Origin of the sequence: Desertivirga xinjiangensis (assembly GCF_024436435.1) — a bacterium.
Classification (GTDB): domain Bacteria; phylum Bacteroidota; class Bacteroidia; order Sphingobacteriales; family Sphingobacteriaceae; genus Desertivirga; species Desertivirga xinjiangensis.
The window spans coordinates 88172-109881 of the sequence record NZ_JAFMZP010000007.1 but is presented as its reverse complement, the minus strand read 5'-3'; the positions used below and the strand labels follow the sequence as shown (position 1 = coordinate 109881).

1 protein-coding gene is annotated in these 21710 nt (G+C 45.7%); it reads right to left on the bottom strand.

All coding sequences use genetic code 11. The annotated features are described in order from the left end of the window. Nucleotides 1-6: 6 nt before the first annotated feature. Nucleotides 7-21528: a Calx-beta domain-containing protein gene (locus tag J3P37_RS16915; RefSeq protein ID WP_256012535.1), complete on the bottom strand. Its 21522-nt coding sequence runs from the start codon at nucleotides 21526-21528 to the stop codon at nucleotides 7-9. Between the last annotated feature and the right edge of the window lie 182 nt (nucleotides 21529-21710).

Here is a 21710-nt window from a genome sequence, read left to right as displayed (position 1 = left end):
AGGAAACTAGCGTTTCAATATCAGATATCCTTTATTGACTTTTCTTACTTTGATTCCTCTAGCTTCCACATTGGTATGGATCACGTAGTAATAAACGCCATCCACCAGCGAAGTACCGCTATTGGTTAAAACCTTGTTGTTTGAATAACCCCTGAATACTCTGTCAGAGTCGTTATAACCTTTCATTCTAAACACTTCATTACCCCAGCGATTATAAATGGTAACTTCATTATCCGGGAAAGAGCTAATGTTCCCGATGTGGAAGAACTCATTACCTTGTCCATCGCCATTAGGTGACACAAGGGGATCAATAGTGATGTCATTGTTTTCAGGCTCCGTAAGGTTTGCTACGCCATCTCTGATAACTACCCTGGCAGTTTTTCCTAGTTTAACCAATGGGCTGGATACCGACTTAACCGAGATATTGATATCTTCTTCACCTTCATCAACATAGTCAGTGATTGCTGCTACGGTTATTTTCTGGCTTGTTGTAAGAGAGCCCTGAGGGATCACCATAGTATGCAAGTCCTCAGATAATCTGTAATCTGTTTCGCCTTTTGCCGTACCAATATAATTAAATGTGATCACTACATCGTCTTTAAATGGCCGTTCGAGCATAGCGGTAATTGTGGTTTTCTTACCTTCCGCTATGGTACTCAGCTCCGGAGTAAGATGAACTATCGTAGTAGCATCTACTGCAATCATTACGGTCGCCTCATCACATTCTCCATAAGGATCACACACCTTATACGTAAACATATCTACACCTGTAAAACCTCTGACAGGAGTATAAGTAAATTCCCCGGTCGATGCAAAAACCAGAGAACCATTAGCCGGCTCTGAAAGCTTAGTAAAGCTCAGGTGATCAGCGTCGACATCGGCATCATTCAATCCCACATTACCGGAGAAAGCAAGATCCTGTTCGGTTTCCAGCTCATCATCATTCGCCACCGGCGCATCATTCACAGCATTCACTACAATGATCACGCTTGTAAAATCAGATACCAGTCCGGTATTGTCCTTTACAGTATAGGTAAAGTTATCAACCCCATTGAAGTCTTTCTTAGGTGTATAAGTAACCGTACCATCGGGATGTTTAATCACCGTACCATACTGAGCTCCCGTAACAACCTCCAGACTTCCAGGATCGATAGTTCCGTCTGTATCGCTGTCGTTATTGACAATATTGTGAGTAACCGGAACGTCTTCATCTGTGCTGATAATGTCCTCTGCTGCTATCGGTGGATTGTCATCATTTAGAATAGTACATACCCCTGGATAAACGTTTACAGCCAGTGTATTGCCGTAAGTATTCGAAACGTTGCTTAACTCTAAATTGAAGGTCTCATCCCCTTCGATGTTGATGTCTCCGTTAATGAAGACCTCAATAGTTTTAGTCTCTCCAGCTGTCTCTCCGTTAAAAGCAAGTGTTCCCTTTTTAAAGTTATAATCCTTATCGCTTAAAGTGGCTGTTCCATCGCTGGTAGTGTAATCTACAGTAAATGCTGCCCGCGTCTCCAAAGTAGAGGTGACCTCAAATATCACGCGAGTTCCTCCGCTATTCCCTTCCACGATGACTGGATTGCTTACTTTCAGCTCGCCTTTGTCATTATCAAAGATCCGGAGTACAGGAACCGGTGTATTTACTGTAATACCGTTGTAGCGATTATTGGTAATTGTTTCCGGCACAAGAATTACCGTTTCTGTTTCCTCAATCACTGCATCATCCATTACAGGAATAGTTATACTAGCCGAAGTTTCACCGGCAGGAATAGTTATCACTGTTGCAGACGGCATAGCCTGGTAGTCGAGACCAGCGCCCTTAGCTGTCCCATTTAATTTAAAAGGAATCGTCGTTTGTACATCGGAACTAACGCCTGCAGGGAAACTGAATGTAAATTTGCCATCATACTCTCCTTCAGCAGCGTCGTCCCTGGTAACCGTGATCTTCTTATTTGCCGGAATATTGTCGTCATCAAGAATAGTTGCGGTAGAAGGAGATCCGCTCAGCACCAGGCGACCGCCAAAGCTTTCTGTCAGGTTACTTAACTCCAGGGTGAAAGTTTCATCGCGCTCGATCTTTTTGTCACCGTTCACCGTAACGCTGATGGTATGAGTTTCGCCAACCTGTGTACCAGTAAACTCTATGAAACCATTTCTAGCCTCATAATCTTTATCGGCCACAGTAGCGGTACCATCCTTTGTAGCGTAGTCTACAGAAAACTTCGCATTAGTTGCCGAACTTAATATCACATTAAAATCAGCAGTTACAGTACCGTTGTCGCCTTCTTTTATGGATGGCCTGCTGATCCTCAGGATGGCATTATCGTCATCTGAGATAGTAGCGGTGACTGGCATTGCAGGATTTAAAGCAAACACAGAGAAGCCGTTATTACTTGCCTTTGTCAGAGTCAGCGCTATTGTTTCAACAGGTTCAAGTAACTGATCATCGGTGACTTCCACAATAATATCAGCATAATTCTCTCCTGCAGGAATGCTTGCTAAGCCACTCAGCTCAATATAATCCGCATTATTGCTGGCTGTTCCTCCAATACCATATTCAACAGTCGTTGGTCTGATGCTGGTCACTCCAGCCGGGAAGCTCACCCTGAAAGTGGCATTAGTTCCAGGCTCTGCACCATCCGATAACTTGCTTAGCGTAATGGTATTGTTAGCAAGCATATTGTCGTCATCCAGTATAGTACCGGTAGCCTGAAACTGGCCAATAGATAATGGTGTCTCTGCAGGCTTGACCAGATTTTTTATGGTTAGCACAAACTTTTCGTCTGTTTCAATCTTCTGATCTCCCTTCACCTTGACCAGGATAGTTTTAGTTTCTGCCTTAAGCCCGTCAAAGCTGATGTTACCCGTTATCGCTTCGTAATCATTATCAGCCACTGTTGCTGTACCATCGGTACTTGAATAATCTACGCTGAATTGTTTACCGGTGGCCTTATCAAGCGTCAGGTTAAACCTGATTTCTGTATTGCCGCTGTTACCTTCGGTAACTGTAGTATCTGAGATACTTAAGGTAGCCTGATCGTTATCCTCAATATTGAGACTCTTAGGCGCATTATTTACTGTGATAGCATAAGGACTACGAATCGACGTTGCCGTCAGGATCACTGTTTCAGTACCTTCAGCAATGGCATCATCAATAACCGGAAGCTTCAGTTCACGGCTATTCTCTCCCGCTGGTATCGCAATAGAAGTGATGCCTCCGCCGGTGTAATCCGTGCCCTGAGCACTTCCCTCGAGTTTAAAGTCGATCACCGTTTCTTCATCCGAACTTACTCCATCAGGGAATTTGAAGGTAAAGCTGGCTGCCGCAGGGCCATTTTCTGAACCGTTCGCTGGCGTGATCTCAATGTCACCTTGATCATCGTTTGTGATCACAACAGAAAGAGAGCCCGAGCCCTGAATGCTAAGACGATCCGCCAAAGCTGCCGGTACACCGCCCAGTTTTACTAAAAAGTTCTCATTCTTTTCGATCTTCCGATCACCGTTAACAAGCACTTTGATGGTATCGGTTTCTCCCGCCTGACCTGCAAAGTGCAGCTGGCCACTGTTGGAAACATAATCATTATCTGCACTTGTGGCTGATCCATCGTCAGTATTGTAATCGATACTAAAACCTCCGGGAACTGCCTTGTCTAGTGTGACAATAAAATTAAGGGTCTGGCTGTTGCCATCTGCACCTTCGGTAATAGTAGCCGGACCGGCGAAGCTTAGCATTGCATTGTCATTATCAATAATATTAAGGATTGCAGAGCTATCCTTCACCACGATTCCGTATTCAGTGCTTATGCCCGTGCTCTTTAGAATTACCGTTTCAGTATCTTCCACTTCCTGGTCGTCTATTACAGGTACGTTTAGAGTTACACTCTTATTCCCTGCCAGTATGGTTACACTGCCAGTTGTGGATCCGGTATAATCTTTTCCACTTACGGCCGTACCCGTCAGCGAGTAATCAACCACTACATCTTTATCCGCAAAGGCATCGCCGGAAAAACTAAAAACAAAGCTGCCTGCAACCGCTCCATCTTCCTTGCCATCGGCTGCAGTGATTACGATATCTGCAAGATCATCGTTCAGGATGGCACCCTTAGCTGTTGCACTTCCAACAGGAATACTTAAGGTATTATTATAAGTATGTCCATCCAGGCTTACCGTAAATCTTTCATCTTTCTCGATCTTATGATCTCCCTTAACGGTGATGCTGATCGTTTTTGTTTCAGGCTTTGTTCCGTCAAAATAAAGCGGAGCGGTCTGAATTTCATAATCATTGTCGGCTATGGTGGCTGTACTGTCAGCCATGGAATAGCTGACTGTAAACCCATCTCCGGTAGCTTTATCCAGCGTCACGTTGAAACTGATCGTAGTGGTACCACTATGCCCTTCGGTTACTGCAGCATCAGAGATGCTTAAGGTAGCCTGGTCGTTATCCGTAATTTCCAGGCTCTGAGGCGAATTGGTTACTGTCACCCCATGACGACTTTCAACCGTTCCTGTCGTCAGTATAACTGTTTCAGTACCCTCCGCGACGTTATCATCGATCACAGGAAGATTTACCGGATAGCTCGTAGCTCCGGCCGGAATTAACACCGAACTAAGAACTGGCCGGGTATAATCTGCGTCCCTGGCAGTTCCGGAAAGTTGGAACTCGACTTTGGTATCTTCATCCGAACTTACACCATTTTCAAATTCAAACAGGAAGCTGGCCGAAGCCGGACCGTTTTCTGAACCGCTGGCCGGAGTAATCCTAACCATTCCCAAATCGTCATTCCTGATCTCTACCAATAAAGCCCCACCCCTGATGACCAGACGATCATCAAAGTCCTCTGTCAGGCTGGTAAGTTCCAGACCAAACTCCTCAGTATCTTCTATCTTACGATCTCCATTGATCACCACTGTGATAGTATCGGTTTCACCGGCAGTACCGGCAAATTCCAGCTGACCAATATTGGCCACGTAGTCATTATCCGCTGTTTTTGCTGATCTGTCAACAGTCCTGTAGTTTACCTTGAAACCACCTGAGGTTGCTTTGTCCAGAGTGACGATAAATTGTACTTTTTCGATACCATCATCACCCTCGATAATACTTGCCGGACCACTTAAACTAAGCATTGCCTGGTCCTGGTCATAAATATTTAAACTAGCCGTTGGGTTAACTATGCTTACGTCATTCGTGCCAGGCGGCAAACTCGCTGTAATGACCACACTCTCGGTGTACTCCGCTACCTGGTCGGCTATGACCGGAAGGATCAGCCTTACGCTATCCGTATTAGCTGGAATAATGACCGTACCCGTCTGAGCACCTATGTAGTCCAGACCACCCCGGGCTGCACCCGATAAGGTATAAGTGATATTTGTTTCCTTAGACACAGTTACTCCCTGAGGGAAACGGAAGAGGAAGCTGGCAGCCGACGGACCTGTTTCTGAACCATCAAGGCTACTGATCCTGATCTCTGCCAGATCATCGTTCAGGATGGTACCGCTTGCACTGGCTCCTCCTACAGGAATACTTAAGGTATTGTTAAAGCTGTGTCCGGTCAGACTTACGGTGAAGGTTTCATTCTCCTCTACTTTACGGTCACCCCTAACTGATATATTGATCGTTTGTGTCAAAGGCTGTTTCCCATCAAAGTACAGGGTATCCGACAAAGCAGTGTAATCGTTGTCGGCTACCTTCGCTGAACCATCAGCAGTAGAATAGTTTACTGTAAAAGGCGTTCCCGTAGCTTTATCCAGACTAACGTTAAAACTGATCGTCGTATTTCCGCTATGTCCTTCGCTAACCGAGGCATTAGAGATGCGTATAGTTGCTTCGTCATTATCGGTAATATTCAGGATCTTAGGTGATTTATCTACCGCGATAGTGTAAGGGCTGGACACTCCTGTTGCAGTCAATATCACATTTTCCGTACCTTCTGCGATATTGTCGTCTAATACCGGAAGCGTCAAAACACTTTGGTTATCTCCGGCCGGGATCTTTATTGAAGTAATGCCAGCACCTGTGTAATCTTCGTTTCTAGCAGTTCCTCCAAGGTTAAAGCTGATGGTTGTTTCCTTATCAGATTTCACCCCATCAGGAAATTTGAAAGTAAAGCTGCCAGCCAGCGGACCATCCTCTGAGCCGTTACCTGGTATGATCTCAATAGCTCCCTGATCATCATTAGTGATCAGAATTGAAAGTTCGTCCGGCCCCTGAAAAACAAGACGATTTCCAAGGACTGCGGGAAGACTTCCCAGTTTCACTAAAAAGTTCTCATCCAGCTCAATTTTCCCATCACCCGTGATCGTCACTTTAATTGTGTCTGTCTCCCCTGCATCGCCAGCAAAGTGAAGCTTACCGCTATTAGATATATAGTCATTATCTCCGCTTTGAGCCGAACCATCTTCCGTACTGTAATCGATATTAAAACCTCCGGACACTGCCTTGTCCAGGGTCACAACAAAATTAAGCGTCTGGCTGCTGCCATCTTTCCCTTCTGTAACAGTAGCCGGACCGGCAAGGCTTAGAGTAGCTTTGTCATTGTCAATAATATTCAGGCTTGCGGGACTATTGGTTACCGGGATGTTATATCTGCTGTTGCTGGTCACACCTGTGCTGGTCAGAATTATCGTTTCGGTATCCTCTACTTCCTGGTCATCTACTACAGGAAGATTTACGACTTCACTCTTTTCGCCAGCACGGATAATGACACTACCGCTTGTGGTTCCTGTATAGTCTTTTCCACTTACAGCTGTGCCGCCAAGCGAATAATTCACTACCACATCTTCTTTCACAACTACATCACCCCGGAAACCAATGACGAAGCTGCCCGCTAGCTCACCTTCCTTAGCGTCGGCTGGAGTAATTGTAATCTCCGCCAAATCGTCGTCCAGGATGGTGCCTGTAGCGCTTGCGCCGCCAACAGGAATACTTAAGGTGTTGTTATAATTATGTCCGGTAAGGCTTACCGTAAAGGTTTCGTCACCCTCCATCATATGATCCCCTTTAACCGTAATGCTGATCTGCTTGGTCTCCGGATTTTGTCCATCAAACTGAAGACTTCCGCCCGGAACTATATAATCCTCGCTCGCCGTGGTCGAAACATCGGTAACGGAGTAATTTACTACAATGGGATTCCCGGTAGCCTTATCCAGGGTCACGTCAAAACTGATCGTAGTGGTTCCCTCACCTTCAGTAACTTTGGCGTCAGCAATTCTTAAAGTCGCCTTGTCATTATCTGTAATGTCCAGGCTATGCGGTGAATTATCTACCGTAAGCGCGTGCGGGCTGAAAGGACTGCCAACAGTTCCTGCGGTTAATACAATTGTTTCTGTGCCTTCAGCTATGTTATCATCTATGACCGGAAGTTCCAGAATATAGGTTTTCATCCCGGCTGGGATCGTCACTGAAGTGATGCCAGCCCCGGTATAATCTTGCCCCTTAGCACTACCATCAAGTCTGAAGTTAATGACTGTACTTGCTTCTGAGTATACGTCATTTAAAAAGTCGAACCTGAAGCTGGCAGGAGAAGGCCCATTTTCTGATCCGTTCCCCGGAGTAATTGATATTACACCAAGATCGTCATTAAGGATCTCAACAACATGGGAAGCTGGTGCAGCAATCATCAAACGATCATCAAAATTCTCTGTCAGCCCGGTAAGTCTGATTCCAAAGGTCTCCGGGCTTTCAATCTTATAGTCGGTATTGATCTTAACGGTTATTGTATCCTTTTCTCCGGCCTTTCCTGCAAAATACAACTCGCCTATGTTCGAAACATAATCGTTATCGGCTGAATTTGCTGAACTTGCAGAACCATCAAAGGTTTCGTAGTTTACTTTGAAAGGCCCGGCTGTTGCTCTGTCCAGGGTGACGATAAAGTTCACTTCCCGGATACCACCAGTACCTTCCATAACACTCGCAGGACCACTTAAACTTAGCATTGCCTGGTCCTTATCGTAAATATTCAGACCGGTAGTCGGGTTATCTATCTTCAGCCCCGTCTTGCTGGAAACGACATCGGCTGTGATGATCACGCTCTCAGTATATTCCGCTACCTGGTCGGCAATTACAGGAAGCCTTAACTCAACGCTGTCAGTATTTGCAGGAAGGATGATAGTTCCGGACTGAGAGCCGGTATAATCCAGGCCGCTCTGGGCTACGCCTGATAAACTATATTTGATGCTCGTAGGCTCATTTACACTCATGCCTTTAGGCAAACGGAAGGTAAAGACAGCATCCGATGGCCCCGTTTCCGAGCCATCCCGGGTAGTGATATGGATCACCGCTGAATCATCATTCACAATAGTACCCCGGGCGCTTGCCCCATCAAGAGGAATACTCAGGGTATTGTTATAATTATGTCCGGTAAGATCTATTGTAAAGTATTCATCCGCTTCTATTTTACGATCGCCCTTAACTATGATTTCAATGGCTTTGGTCTCAGGTTTGGTTCCATCAAAACTCAGCGTACCAGTTGCAGCGATATAGTCATCATCTCCAGCCATGGCTGAGCTATCGGCGGTAGCGTAGTTTACTGTAAAAGGTTTGCCGGTAGCTTTATCCAGGGTCACATTAAAGCTGATCGTCGTGATTCCACTCTGACCTTCAGTTACTGTTGCATCAGCGATCCTTAAAGTCGCCTTGTCGTTATCGGTGATGCTAAAGCTTTGGGGAGAATTAGCTACCGAGATATGGTTAATGTAATGGCTGTCTACTGCAGTTACTGTCAAGCGAACATCTTCCGTATCTTCAGCTATGTCATCATCGATCACCGGAAGCTCCAGTAGATGAGTTTTAGCGCCGGGAGGGATCGTTACTGAGGTGATACCTGCACCGGTATAGTCAGCACTCGTGGCACTTCCATCCAGCTTGAAGCGAACGATCGTTTCTTTATCCGAGCTTACTCCATTTTCAAAGTCGAACCTGAAGCTGCCGGCTTCCGGACCATCTTCTGAACCACTGCCCGGAGTGATTTTAATGATACCGAAATCATCGTTGCTGATCGTAACAGAAAGTGAACTCTGCCCCTGAATGCTCAGGCGCCCTGCCAGGGCGGCCGGAACACTGCCTAATTTTACCAGGAAGTTCTCAGGATCTTCTATCCTGCCATCTCCAATAACAACCACTTTAATAGTATCAGTTTCTCCCGCCTGACCTGCAAAGTGCAGCTGCCCGCTGTTGGAAACATAATCATTGTCTAAGCTGTGGGCGGAACCATCTTGAGTAGTAAAATCTAAATCAAAGCCTCCCGCTACTGCCTTGTCTAGAGTGACCACAAAATTAAGCGTCTGACTTTCGCCATCTTTCCCTTCGGTAACCGTAGCCGGACCGGCAAGGCTTAGCGTCGCTTTATCGTTATCAATAATATTCAGGCTTTGAGGGCTGTTGTTCACCGCAATTCCATACCCCCCGCTGCTTACACCATTAGTCGTCAGGATCACCGTTTCGGTATCTTCAACTTCCTGGTCATCCAGGACAGGGATATTTAACGTTCTGCTCTTTTCCCCTGCAAAAAGGGTTACAGTACCAGTAGTTGATACCGTATAGTCTTTTCCACTTATTGCTGTACCGCTGAGCGAGTAGCTGACCACTACATCTTTATCTACAAAAACATCGCCACGGAAACCAATGATGAAGCTGCCCGCCCGGGCGCCGGCTTCTTGCCCATCAGCTGCGGTAATTTCGAGCTCTGCAAAATCGTCATTCAGGATGGTACCTCTGGCGCTCGCACCGCCGGCAGGAATACTCAGATTGTTGCCAAAGTTCCGGCTCAAATTGCTTAAACTTATAGTAAAGCTTTCATCTTCTTCAACTTTATGGTCTCCAATAATGTCTATTGTGATCGTTTTGGTAGTAGCTGAACCGTCAAATTCCAGCAGCCCTGTTTTTGCAGTGTAGTCGTTATCTCCAGCTATAGCTGAGTCATCGGCAGTGGCGTAGTTTACGGTAAACCGGTCGCCGGTAGCTGTGTCCAGGGTCACGTTAAAGGTCATGGTCGTATTGCCGTTCGGACCTTCTGTTACCGTCGCATTGGATATCCTCAAACTTGCCTTATCGTTATCGGTGATGTTCAAGGTTTTAGGAGAATTATTTACCGCCACAGCATAAGGGCTGCCCACTCCTGTTGCAGTCAATATCACATCTTCTGTTCCTTCGGCCAGGTTATCGTCTATTACTGGCAGCTCCAGTTTAAAGCTATTGTCTCCTGCTGGAATCGTAACAGAAGTAATGCCACCACCGGTATAATCTGAGTTTTTAGCACTTCCTTCAAGTTTGAAGTCGATCACCGTATTGGCATCCGAGCTAATTCCATTAGGGAACCTGAAGGTATAACTGCCCGCTAGGGGACCATCTTCAGATCCGTCAGCCGGAATGATCTCGATCGTTCCCTTATCGTCGTTGCTTATCAAAGCAGAAAGCGATCCTGCCCCCTGAATACTCAGGCGCCCTGTCAGGGCTGCCGGAATACTGCCGAGTTTCACTATAAAGTTCTCGTCCTTCTCTATCTTCCGGTCGCCATTGATCAGCACCTCGATGGTTTTACTTTCTCCGGCATCACCGGTAAAGTGTAGCTGCCCTGTATTGGAAACATAATCGTTATCTCCAACCTTGGCTGAACCGTCATCAGTTGTGAAATCCAAATTGAAGCCACCAGCTACTGCCTTGTCCAGGGTCACTGTAAAGCTAACCACTTTGCTGCTATCATCTCCTTCAGTAAGGGAAGCCGGACCGCTGAAGCTTAATGTGGCCTTGTCGTTATCGATAATATCCAGGCTTACAGGACTGTTAGCTATCGTTATGCCATAGACAGGTGTTACACCCATGCTGGTCAGGATCACCGTTTCAGTATCTTCTACCTGTGCATCATCATTTACAGGGATATTCAGAGTTCTGCTCTTTTCCCCGGCAGGAATAGTGATACTGCCACTTATGGATCCGGTGTAATCGTCACCACTTTTAGCTGTTCCCGTCAGGTCATAGTTTATAATGACATCTTTATCTGCAAATGCATTACCAGTGTAACTGAAGATAAAGCTGCCAGCTTCTTCACCCGCTTCCTTAGCATCAGTTTTCGTAATTTCAATAAGCGCCGAATCATCGTTCAGGATGGTGCCGGTTGCGCTGTCTCCTCCTGCAGGGATGCTTAAGGTATTATTATAATTATGACCAGTAAGGTTTACCGTAAAGGTTTCGTCTCTCTCAACTTTATAATCGCCTTTAACGGTGATGTCTATCGTCTTTGTTTGCGGATTTAAGCCATCAAATACCAGAGTACCTGTTGGGGCAATATAATCTTCACCCGCTGTGGTTAAAATATCAGTGATAGAATAGTTCACTGTAAGAGGCGCCCCGATAGCTTTGTCGAGACTTACATCAAAACTGATCGTGCTGGTCCCGCTGTCACCCTCTGTAACTGAGGCATCAGAGATCCTCAAAGTTGCCTTGTCATTATCGGTGATGTTCAGGCTTTGCGGCGAATTACTTACTGTTATTCCGTAAGGACTGTCAACCGCTCCTGTAGTCAATATTACCGTTTCGGTTCCTTCAGCGATATCATCATCTGTTACCGGAAGCTCCAGCGGATAACTGTTCTGTCCTGCGGGAATTGCTATTGTGCCAGGATTTCCGGTATAATCCGTCCCTGCAATAGCCTGGCCAGTAAGTCCAAAATGAACAGTGGTTACTGTATCCGAGACTACATCGCCATCAAATTTAAACCTGAATCTTCCGGGCGAAGAGCCTTCTTCTGCCCCATCCTGTTCCGGTAGAATTGTAATGTTGGCCTGATCGTCATTTTGGATCTTTACGATCAACGAAGGCACACTGATCACCAGCCGGTTATTGAAGTTCTGTGTCAGGCCGGTTAGTTCCAGTTTGAAGTTCTCATCTTTCTCAATCTTATAGTCTCCATTGATCCTAACGGTGATCGTATCCCTCTCGCCTGCTGTTCCGGCAAACTCCAGCTGACCTGCATTCGAAACATAGTCGTTATCTCCTGTTTTGGCTGTACCATCGACGGTGCGGTAGTTTACTTTGAAGCTGCCCGCAGTAGCTTTATCCAGGGTCACTATAAACTGCACTTCCTGAAGACCATTGCTTTCTGTAACGCTTTCCGGACCGCTTAAAGTCAGCATTGCCTGATCCTTGTCGTAAATGTTCAGACTGACTGTTGGATTATCCACGCTTACACCATAGTTACTGGTAACCGCCCCTGTCGTGATGATCAGGCTTTCAGTATCTTCGGCTACCTGGTCGGCAACTACCGGAAGAGTCAGCCTTACGCTATCGGTGTTTGCAGGAATGATGATGGTGCCGGTTAAAGAACCCGTATAATCCTGGCCGTTTTGAGCTACGCCCGATAAAGAATATTCAATTTTAGTATCCTCATTTACAGTCACTCCCTGAGGGAAGCTGAACAGGAAACTCGCAGCCGAGGGGCCTGTCTCTGAACCATCAACACTTGTAATACGGATCACCGCAGAATCATCATTCTGAATTACACCGGTGGCACTTGCTCCTCCGACAGGAATACTCAAGGTATTATTAAAGGTATGCCCATTCAAACTCAAGTTAAAGCTTTCATCCCCTTCCACTTTCCGGTCGCCTCTAACTGTTATTTTAATAGTTTTTGTCTCCGGCTGAGTTCCGCTAAAATTCAGTGTATCCGACAAGGCGATAAAATCATTATCTGCGACCCTGGCGGAATCGTCGGCGGTAGAATAGTTCACCGTAAAGGGTTTACCGGTAGCTCTGTCCAAAGTCACATTGAAGCTAATGGTGGTAGTACCGCTCTGGCCTTCGGTAACAGTAGCATCAGAGATGCTTAAAGTAGCCTCATCATTATCAGTTATTTCCAGGCTTTGAGGTGAGTTAACCATAGTAACTCCATAAGGGCTGTTGATCGCTCCTGTGGTGAGAATAACCGTTTCTGTACCTTCCGCTATATTGTCGTCGATCACAGGCAATTCCAGCGTATAGCTTTTTTCACCGGCAGGGATCGTTACAGAAGCAACTCCTCCCGTATAATCCGCTCCGGAGGCCGAGCCTCTAAGTCCAAAATGAATGGTGGTAGGTTTATCAGAGCTTACTCCATTTTCAAACTCGAACCTGAAACTGCCTGCTACTGAGTTTTCTTCTGAACCCTTGGCCGGAAAAATCCTGATATTAGCCTGATCGTCATTCTTTATGGTGATCAGAGAAGCAGGATTGCTAACAATTAAACGATCATTAAAATCCGGGTTTGGACTGTCCAGCTCCAGTGTAAAATTTTCGTCCCCTTCAATCAGTTTATCCCCATTGATCAGTATAGTAAACTGATGCGATTCATTCGCATTACCGGCAAAATGTATGGAGCTGCTTGCAGCTATATAGTCCTCACCTGCAACGGCAGAACCATCTAATGTTTTATAGTTTACGTCAAAACCACCCTGGGTAGCATTATTCAGCGTTAGTGTATAGGTCACACTAGTTGTTCCATTGTCGCCTTCCGCTATCGTTACCGGTGCGCTTAAAGTAAGGATGGCCTTATCGTTATCCAGAATATTTGCAACCAGAACAGAAGCCGGATCAACCGTAAAGGTTCCGTAGGTACTGTTGATCACACCAGGAGCAAGGATGATCGTTTCCGTATCTTCAATAGAATTATCGTCAATCACATCTAAGGACAGACTGGCGCTGCTTTCGCCAGCCAGGATCTTAATCGAAGTACTAACTGAAGCGTTAAAGTCTGCACCATTAACAGCTGCTCCTGCTAACCCAAAAGGAATAACAATGTCTTCGTTAAAGGTGACACCCGGCGAAAGGCTGAATTTAAAGCTGGCGATGTCACCATCTTCAGATCCATCAGCTTTCGAGATTGTGATCTGTCTGTTTGCGGGAGTATTGTCGTTGTCGTTGATATCGACACTTTCCGCAGCCGCTGATACACCTATCGTTGGGAATATACTGTTCTCGGCATTCGACAACTTTAACTGAACAGTCTCAGTATTTTCGACGATCTGGTCGTCTATTACAGTTACCGGGAAATTGGCTGAGCCCGAATTAGCCGGAATGACCACCTGACCAGTTACCGTATAATCAGTTCCATTGATTGCAGTTCCACCGGAAACTGCATAGTTCACAGTAGTTGGCACAGAAGCCATGTATCCTGCCGGAAAGCTTACTTTAAGCTGAGCAGGAGTTCCGGGCTCTGACCCCGAAGACACGGGGCTAAGACTTATCTTATTGTTATCCGCAATATTATCGTCATCATTAATCCCTGCGATAACCGCGTCCGTCTGGGTAACTAAGCCAGGGGCGATACTGTTATTTGCATTAAGCAATGCCAATTCTACAGTCTCCCTTGGCTCCAGGATCATATCGTTGATGAGGGAGATATCGATCAGTGCCGAATTAGCATACGGCGCGATAACTACCGATCCTGAAGGCTGGGTATAATCCATACCCGGAGTGGCACTTGCAGAACCCGGGACTAGCTGATAATTAACAGTAGTTGGCTCAGAACTGCTGAAGCCGCCAGGGAAACTTACCTGGAATTGTGGATTCAGGCTTCCTTCAGCGCCATCCCTTACCAGGGTCAGTGCTATGTACTTGTTTTCTTCGGCATTGTCGTCGTCACTGATATCCGCAATAGCCGGTGAGCCATTCGGAATGATCGCCATTGTCGCAATCGGATTACTTGCCCCTGTTAAGGATAGCTCTATCTTTTCGGTCGGTTCAATAACCTTATCATCAATAACTTCTGCGTCAATTAATGCAGAGCCTGTATTTGCAGGAATAGTAACTGTTCCCGTCAGAGTAGCGTTGTTGATTCCAGGTATAGAGTAATCGGTTCCATGCTGTGCGGTACCCGCTGCTTTATAAGTAACAACGGTAGCCTCCGAGCTGATGTACCCATCAGGGAAACTCACCTTAAACTGTGCATTTGTTGCTGGTTCTGATGCATCAGCCACTTTGCTGATCACTATGGTATTGTTCGCCAGGTTATTATCGTCGTCATCGATTTCGATCGTCTCAGTAGCCGGCGACCATGTAAGGGAAGAAACACCATTACTGGCCGATGTAATTCTGATCTCAACAGTTTCAGGCTGTTCAATGATCTTATCATCCAGCACAGGAACCTGTATGTTTGCAGACGGGGTGTTCGCAGGAATAGTAACCGTTCCGCTCAAAGCGGTATAGTCGATATCCCTTAATGCCGTTCCGGCAATGGTATAGCTCACTACAGTCGGACTTGAACTGCTGTAACCGGCCGGGTAGCTCAGCGTAAAGCTTCCGTTATTTCCCGGTTCCGAGCCATCTGATCCGCTTAAGCTCAAAATGTTATTAGAAGCAACATCATCATCTTCATCCTCTATATTGGCACTTACAGCGGTAAGCGGAAGGATGGTTAATGTTGGAATATCTGTATTTTCAGCACCGGTTAGGGTCAAGGTTATCGTTTCCGTACCCTCAATAAGACTGTCATTAAGTACATTTACAATTACCGGGGCAGTAGAAGTAGTTGCAGGGATCGTCACCTCGCCGCTTAGCGCAGTAAAGTCTATACCTGAAGTAGCAGTTCCTGCAACGGTGTATTTAACCTTTGTTGGTTTTGAACTGGTATAACCCACCGGGAAGCCTACAGAGAATTGTGCAGGCGTTCCTGGCTCCGTTCCGTCCGCCAGCCATTTGAGAATGATCCTGTTGTTTGCTACGTTATTATCATCATCCAGGATATTCACCGCTTTGGGAGTTCCGTCAACGCTGGTATTGAAGCTTAAATTATCCGCAGCAGTCAGCGTAATTTCAACCTTTTCAGCAGGTTCAATGATCTTATCATCAGCAACTGTGATATTAAGCGGTAAGGAATTTGTATTTGCGGGCAGGATAAGGCTTCCGGTGAGGCTGGTAAAATCCACGCTATTAGTAGCTGAGCCGCCAATATTGTAGTCAACTTTAGTATCCTCAGAACTGGTGATACCGGCAGGATAACTAACCAGAAGCTGGCCATTGGCAGCAGGTTCCGAAGCATCTTTAACCCAGCTCAATGTTATTTTATTGTTGCCTGGTATGTTGTCGTCATCCTGGATGCTTGCACTTTCTACGGCAGTTCCTACCGTTAATGCAAGGATAGTACTGCTGGCGGAAGTTAGCTTAAGCTGAACAGACTCAACATTCTCAATGATCTTGTCGTCGAACACATCGACATTGAATGTCGCGGAGTTTTGTCCTGCAGGAATAAAGATCTCCCCGGCCGGAGCCTGGTAGTCAGTCCCCGGCTGTGCGGTACCTCCGTTAACGGAGTAAAACACCCGGGTATCTGCGGAGCTGGTAATACCGCCGGGAAAGCTCACCCTGAACTCTGCATCAGTGCCGGGTTCAGCGGCATCTTTAATTTTACTTAAAGTAAGGATCTTATTAATTGCAACGTTATCATCGTCGGTAATAGTAACACTAACCGGAGTACTGATAACTTTCAGCGTAGATATAGTATTGGTGGCACCTGTCAGACTCAGCTGCACATTTTCTATGGATTCAATGATCTGATCATTGATCAGGGATACATCGATAAGCGCCGAATTCTGGTTAGCTAAAATAGTTACTTTGCCAGTGAGCGTGGTGTAATCAACACCATTTAGGGCTGTACCTACAACAGAATAAGTGACTTCAGTAGGTACTGAAGCAGTTAAACCAGCAGGGAAACTAACTAAAAACTGGGGATTAGTTCCTCCTTCAGCCCCATCCCTTACTTTGCTTAAAGTGATTGTATTGTTTACTTCCGTATTATCATTATCCAGGATATCCAGCGATACCGGCGAATCTCCCGCCATTGCTGAATACACAGGATTCTGAACAGAAGTAATGGTCATTAAAACCTCTTCTGTTCCTTCAATAATAATATCGTCGTTGATATCGAGGTTAAAGGAACGACTGTTTTCGTTGGGAAGAATAACTATCTGACCAGGTGTTGGAGCAGTATTTGTATAATCCGTGCCAGTACCCTGTGCAAGCCCTGTAAGCGAATAGAAAACAGTGGTAGCCTTATCAGCAGTCACCCCTGCCGGGAAACTCACCGTAAAAACACCATCGGTGCCATCTTCGCTGCCATTTGTTTTTGAGATCCTGATCAGCTTGTTTTCCGGGGTATTATCGTCGTCCTTAATGGTCATCGTTACCGGGGCACTAAGCTTTAAAGTTCCCCCGAAATCGTTGCTAAGCCCCGTAAGGCTGATGACAAAGGTTTCATCCTGCTCTATTTTGAGATCCCCGTTAATGATAACATCTATCTCATGATTTTCACCAGCTAATCCGCCAGTAAAGGCCAGACTGCCCGATTTTGCCTCGTAATCTTCTCCCGCTACTGCAGTTCCGTTACTGGTTGCATAAGTAACATTAAAAGGCCCGCTTGTTGCCAGATCCACCGACACATTAAACCTGATATATTTTGTACCATTGTCTCCCTCGAGAACCTGGGAAGGACTACTGATCAAAACCGTATTATCGTTCTCCACAATTGAGGTTTGCAACTGGGATGCGGGAGCAATAGCAAAACCCGTGTAGGCCGGATTGTTTAAGCTAGTAACCGTTAAATCGACTGTTTCATCGCCCTCGAGTAGAAGATCATCCACTACCGGAAGATCCAGGTTTGCGCTGTTATCGCCCCGGGTGATAGTTATTGTACCAGAAACAGCACCAGAATAATCTACACCATTACCTGTGGCTGAACCACTTGGCGGCAAGGTATAAGCGATTTCTGTGTCAGAGTCTACCGTTACTCCAGCCGGTAAGCTGAAACTAAACGATGCCTTTGAATTTGCTACCCCTTCATAACCAGGAGCAGCAGCTACAGTTATAACCTTCTTTGCAGGATCATTCCGGTCATCATCCAGGATGGTTCCCGTTGCCGGGGATCCGTTAACGGTGATATGCCCTCCGAAAGTTTTCGACGGTGCACCCAAGGTAAGGGTAAGAGTTTCATCACCTTCAATCTTCATGTCGCCGTTCACTTTAACGACGATCTTCTGAGTTTCTGCTGCTCCTGTAAAAGTAAGGGTATTCGTTGCAGGCATCTGGTAATCTTCCCCTGCTTTTGCCGTTCCGTCTGTCAGAGTATACCCGATGGTAAAATCACTGCCTGTAGGTCTGTCAAGCTGCACATTAAATTCGAGGTTCGTTGTCCCATTGTCGCCTTCAGACTTTGATACGTTCGAGACAATAATGTTTGCAAAATCATCGTCAATAATATTCAGGCTCTTCGTATTCTCAACAGTTATCCCATTATACTTACTGTTAGAAACTACACCCGTATTTAATATGATGGTTTCAGCGTCTTCGAGTATATTATCTCCAAGAACATCGAAGCTCAATGTAGTGCTGTTTTGTCCTGCAGGTATCGTTACTGAAGTAACAGCAGAATCAAAGAAATCAAGCCCGGCAATCGCTGTTCCGGCAGCATCTAAGGCAAAATTAATTTTAGTGTCTTCATCCGTGCTGGCCCCGTTATCAAAACTGAAAGTAAAAACCCCAGACACTGGTCCAAGCTCTTTACCATCAGCAGCGGTAATACTGATCTTTTTATTCGCAGGCGTATTATCATTATCCAGGATGGTTCCTGTTCCGGTAATGTTAAAGGTTAAATGACCTCCGAAAGAATTCGTCAAACCACTCAACAGTACCGAGAAAGTTTCATTGGCCTCGATTTTCCGGTCACCTTTAACAGGAATGGTTATGGCCTGGGTACCGGCAGCACCACCAAACGTAAGGCTTGCGGATCCTGCAGAGATAAAATCATCTGCAGCTGTAGCGGTACCATCCTGGGTAGCATAACTGATGTTGAAGCCAGTTCCGGTCGGATTATTTAGAGTTACGGAAAATACAAGGTCCTGTGTTCCGGTATCGCCTTCAGTAATAGTAGGATTATTTATCGTTAAGGTTGCATAGTCGTTATCCGTGATCTTTAATACAGGAATAAGATTGGTGATAGAGATATTACCGTAGGTATTAGATACCGGGTTAACGGCCAGCGTAACTACTTCGTCACCTTCAGCAAGAAGATCATTGGCAACAGCGAGGTCGATAGTAACACTGTTCTGTCCTGCCGGAATAGTTATAGTATTTGAGGTCACAGACGAAGTGTAATCTGTCCCGTTCGCTAAAGCAGTGCTGCCTGTGCCACCCAGCGTAAAGCTGATATCAGTATCCACATCAAAACTTGCACCGCCCGAAAAAGTGAACGTAAACCTGCCATCATTGACGCCTTCTTTACCATCGGTAGCCGTAACAGTCATTCCCGGCGTGGCATCATCGTTAGTGATTGTTCCCGTAGCCGTCGAGTTGACTATTATTCCGCCCGATGTTGCATTAGATAGTTTTATGCTGAAGGTTTCGTTGGCTTCCACCATTTTATCGTGCTTAACAGGAACCGTAATTGTCTTGCTGATCTGTCCGGGGGTAAATACAAGAGTACCGCTTTTAACAAGCCCCGCAGCAAAATCACTGTCGGATGTGGTTCCGTTGATAATATCATATTTAACCGAGACATCACATCCTGCATTCGCCGCAGATAAAGTCACCGTAAAAGTCATGTCGGTGGTCGCAGCCGCTGTACTGCCCTCATTTACTGATGCGGTACCCGTGATATTTATATCTCTCTGAATAACATTAATAGAGCTCAGTCTGATATTATTACAACCTGCTGTTCCCGCGTCGCATTCAACCTGTGGATCCGTGGGAGGATTAATATCAATATTTGTAGCGTCAGGATCGGTCACATCTGCCGGCCGCAGGATAGTTGCACTTACATCCAGCGTGCCGGCCGGTTTAGCGTTTATTATACCGGTGATGGTGGCTGTGATAGTGCCCTGGTTAGTAATATCGGCAATGCCGGTGATCTGTGATCCTGTAGGTGGATCTGCCACAATTGAGACTCCCGTAGAATTGACATAACCAACACCGGTTATGGTCAGCTCGGCCGGATAATTAAAGGCTATTTTAGCACCTGTTACCGCATCCGGGCCGTTGTTCTTGATAGTTCCGGTATAGGTTACAGTTTCGCCGACACAATAATTCGTTTTATTGGCTGCAAGGCTTACAACCTGAAGGTCTGCTTCACGTAACTGAATGTTTGCGGAAGGCGTAATAATGTTACTTAATAAATAAGCCCAGGTGTCGAGACCCCTGTTATCGCCAAAAGCGTTGTCATCATATTGGGTTGAGCCCCATCTATGAGCTCCGTTTCCACTGTCGGCTCCGGTAAGATTACTTGTGCCTCCATTAATATTACTATCATTCCAATATACGGTTGTTGTTGCCAGACCGCCTCCCTGACGTGTGATCTTTATTCCACTAGGGTTGTTTTCAACGTCAATATAGGGAAAATGCACCTCACCCGCTTTTAACCCAACAGTTATTGCTGAAGAGGCCAGAGTTCCTTTTACAGCAACACCCGCAGAATTCAATCCATCCCAAAACACCTTATTGACACCCTGCACAGCTTCGCCAGTTAAGGTCACATCAAAAGCACCAAGTTCTATGGTTATGGAATAGGTACCTGCCTGGTTCGACTCAAAGCCGATATAGCCTCCTAGGGGAGATGTTCCAGCCTTATCAGCAGACCCCTCGCGACCAGTAAAAGTAAAGTTATTGATGACAGGCAGCGTAGGCGTAACCTTTAACCAGGTCTCCGATTTTGCACCGTTGTCATTATGATCTGCATAACCAGCAGCCCTGGTATATATATCCGCTTTACTGGGCAGATCAGCAGCGGGACTGTTAAAAAACAATTTATGCGTAACATCCTCTGCAGTACCATTGGCATTAAAAACGTCCGCTTTGCGAGGGTCGTGCAGATTCGTAGTAGATGTATTATTCTGACTCCTGTAACTGGCATCATTGCCTGCAGTTTTATATCCTTTGTTATTCGAGAAAAACACAAACTGGTAGCCAGCCAATCCATTTGCATCTACCTTATATGTATAGCCATCATTCGTTAACACGTAAAAGATGCCATTGAAGGTGTCTTCATAATCGCCCAAATCACCGCCAAAAACGTTCATATAGGCTCTTCCCTTAATAAAATCTGCTAATGCAGGATTGTCAGAGGCATTTTTGGCAGACACAGATACGTCAAAATACCTCGGGGAGCCGGTAAAGAATACCGACCAAATCCCTGTTTCATTGGCCGGAGTGGTAAACGGATCAAATCCGCTATCAGTTGTTCCGACAGGACCATTGGTTTCCTGACCTTTATTAGCAATAAATCCCTTATCTCCGTTTCCATAGGAAATACCTGAAGGTGAAATCAAATAGATCTCATGATTAGAGGCGTTGTTGTTAACTCCGCTGGAACCTAGATATATGGTTTCACCGCTCTTAACGTAGACCCTGATCAAACCTTCGGTATCAAATACACCGGTGAATGAACTAGAAGCTAACCTAACGTCGGTTCCACCATTAGCATGCAACTCCTTTCCACCTTCGGCCAGAACTGAAGAAGAATATCCCAGGAAAAACAGAAAGAATAGCAAATATTTAGGTAAAAGTCTTGATATCAAATTGTTTAGGGTTTTATAAGTAAAATACATTTCTCGATTTTGCAAGTCAGCCTCAGCTTCCCTATAAAAAATATGTTATTATAGACAGGGCTTTGTACGGGAAGCGAGTAAAAAAGTTGTAAAGACGCACAATAAAATTCACAGTATGGGAAAATAAATTCCCAGGAGTAAAATCCATCTCT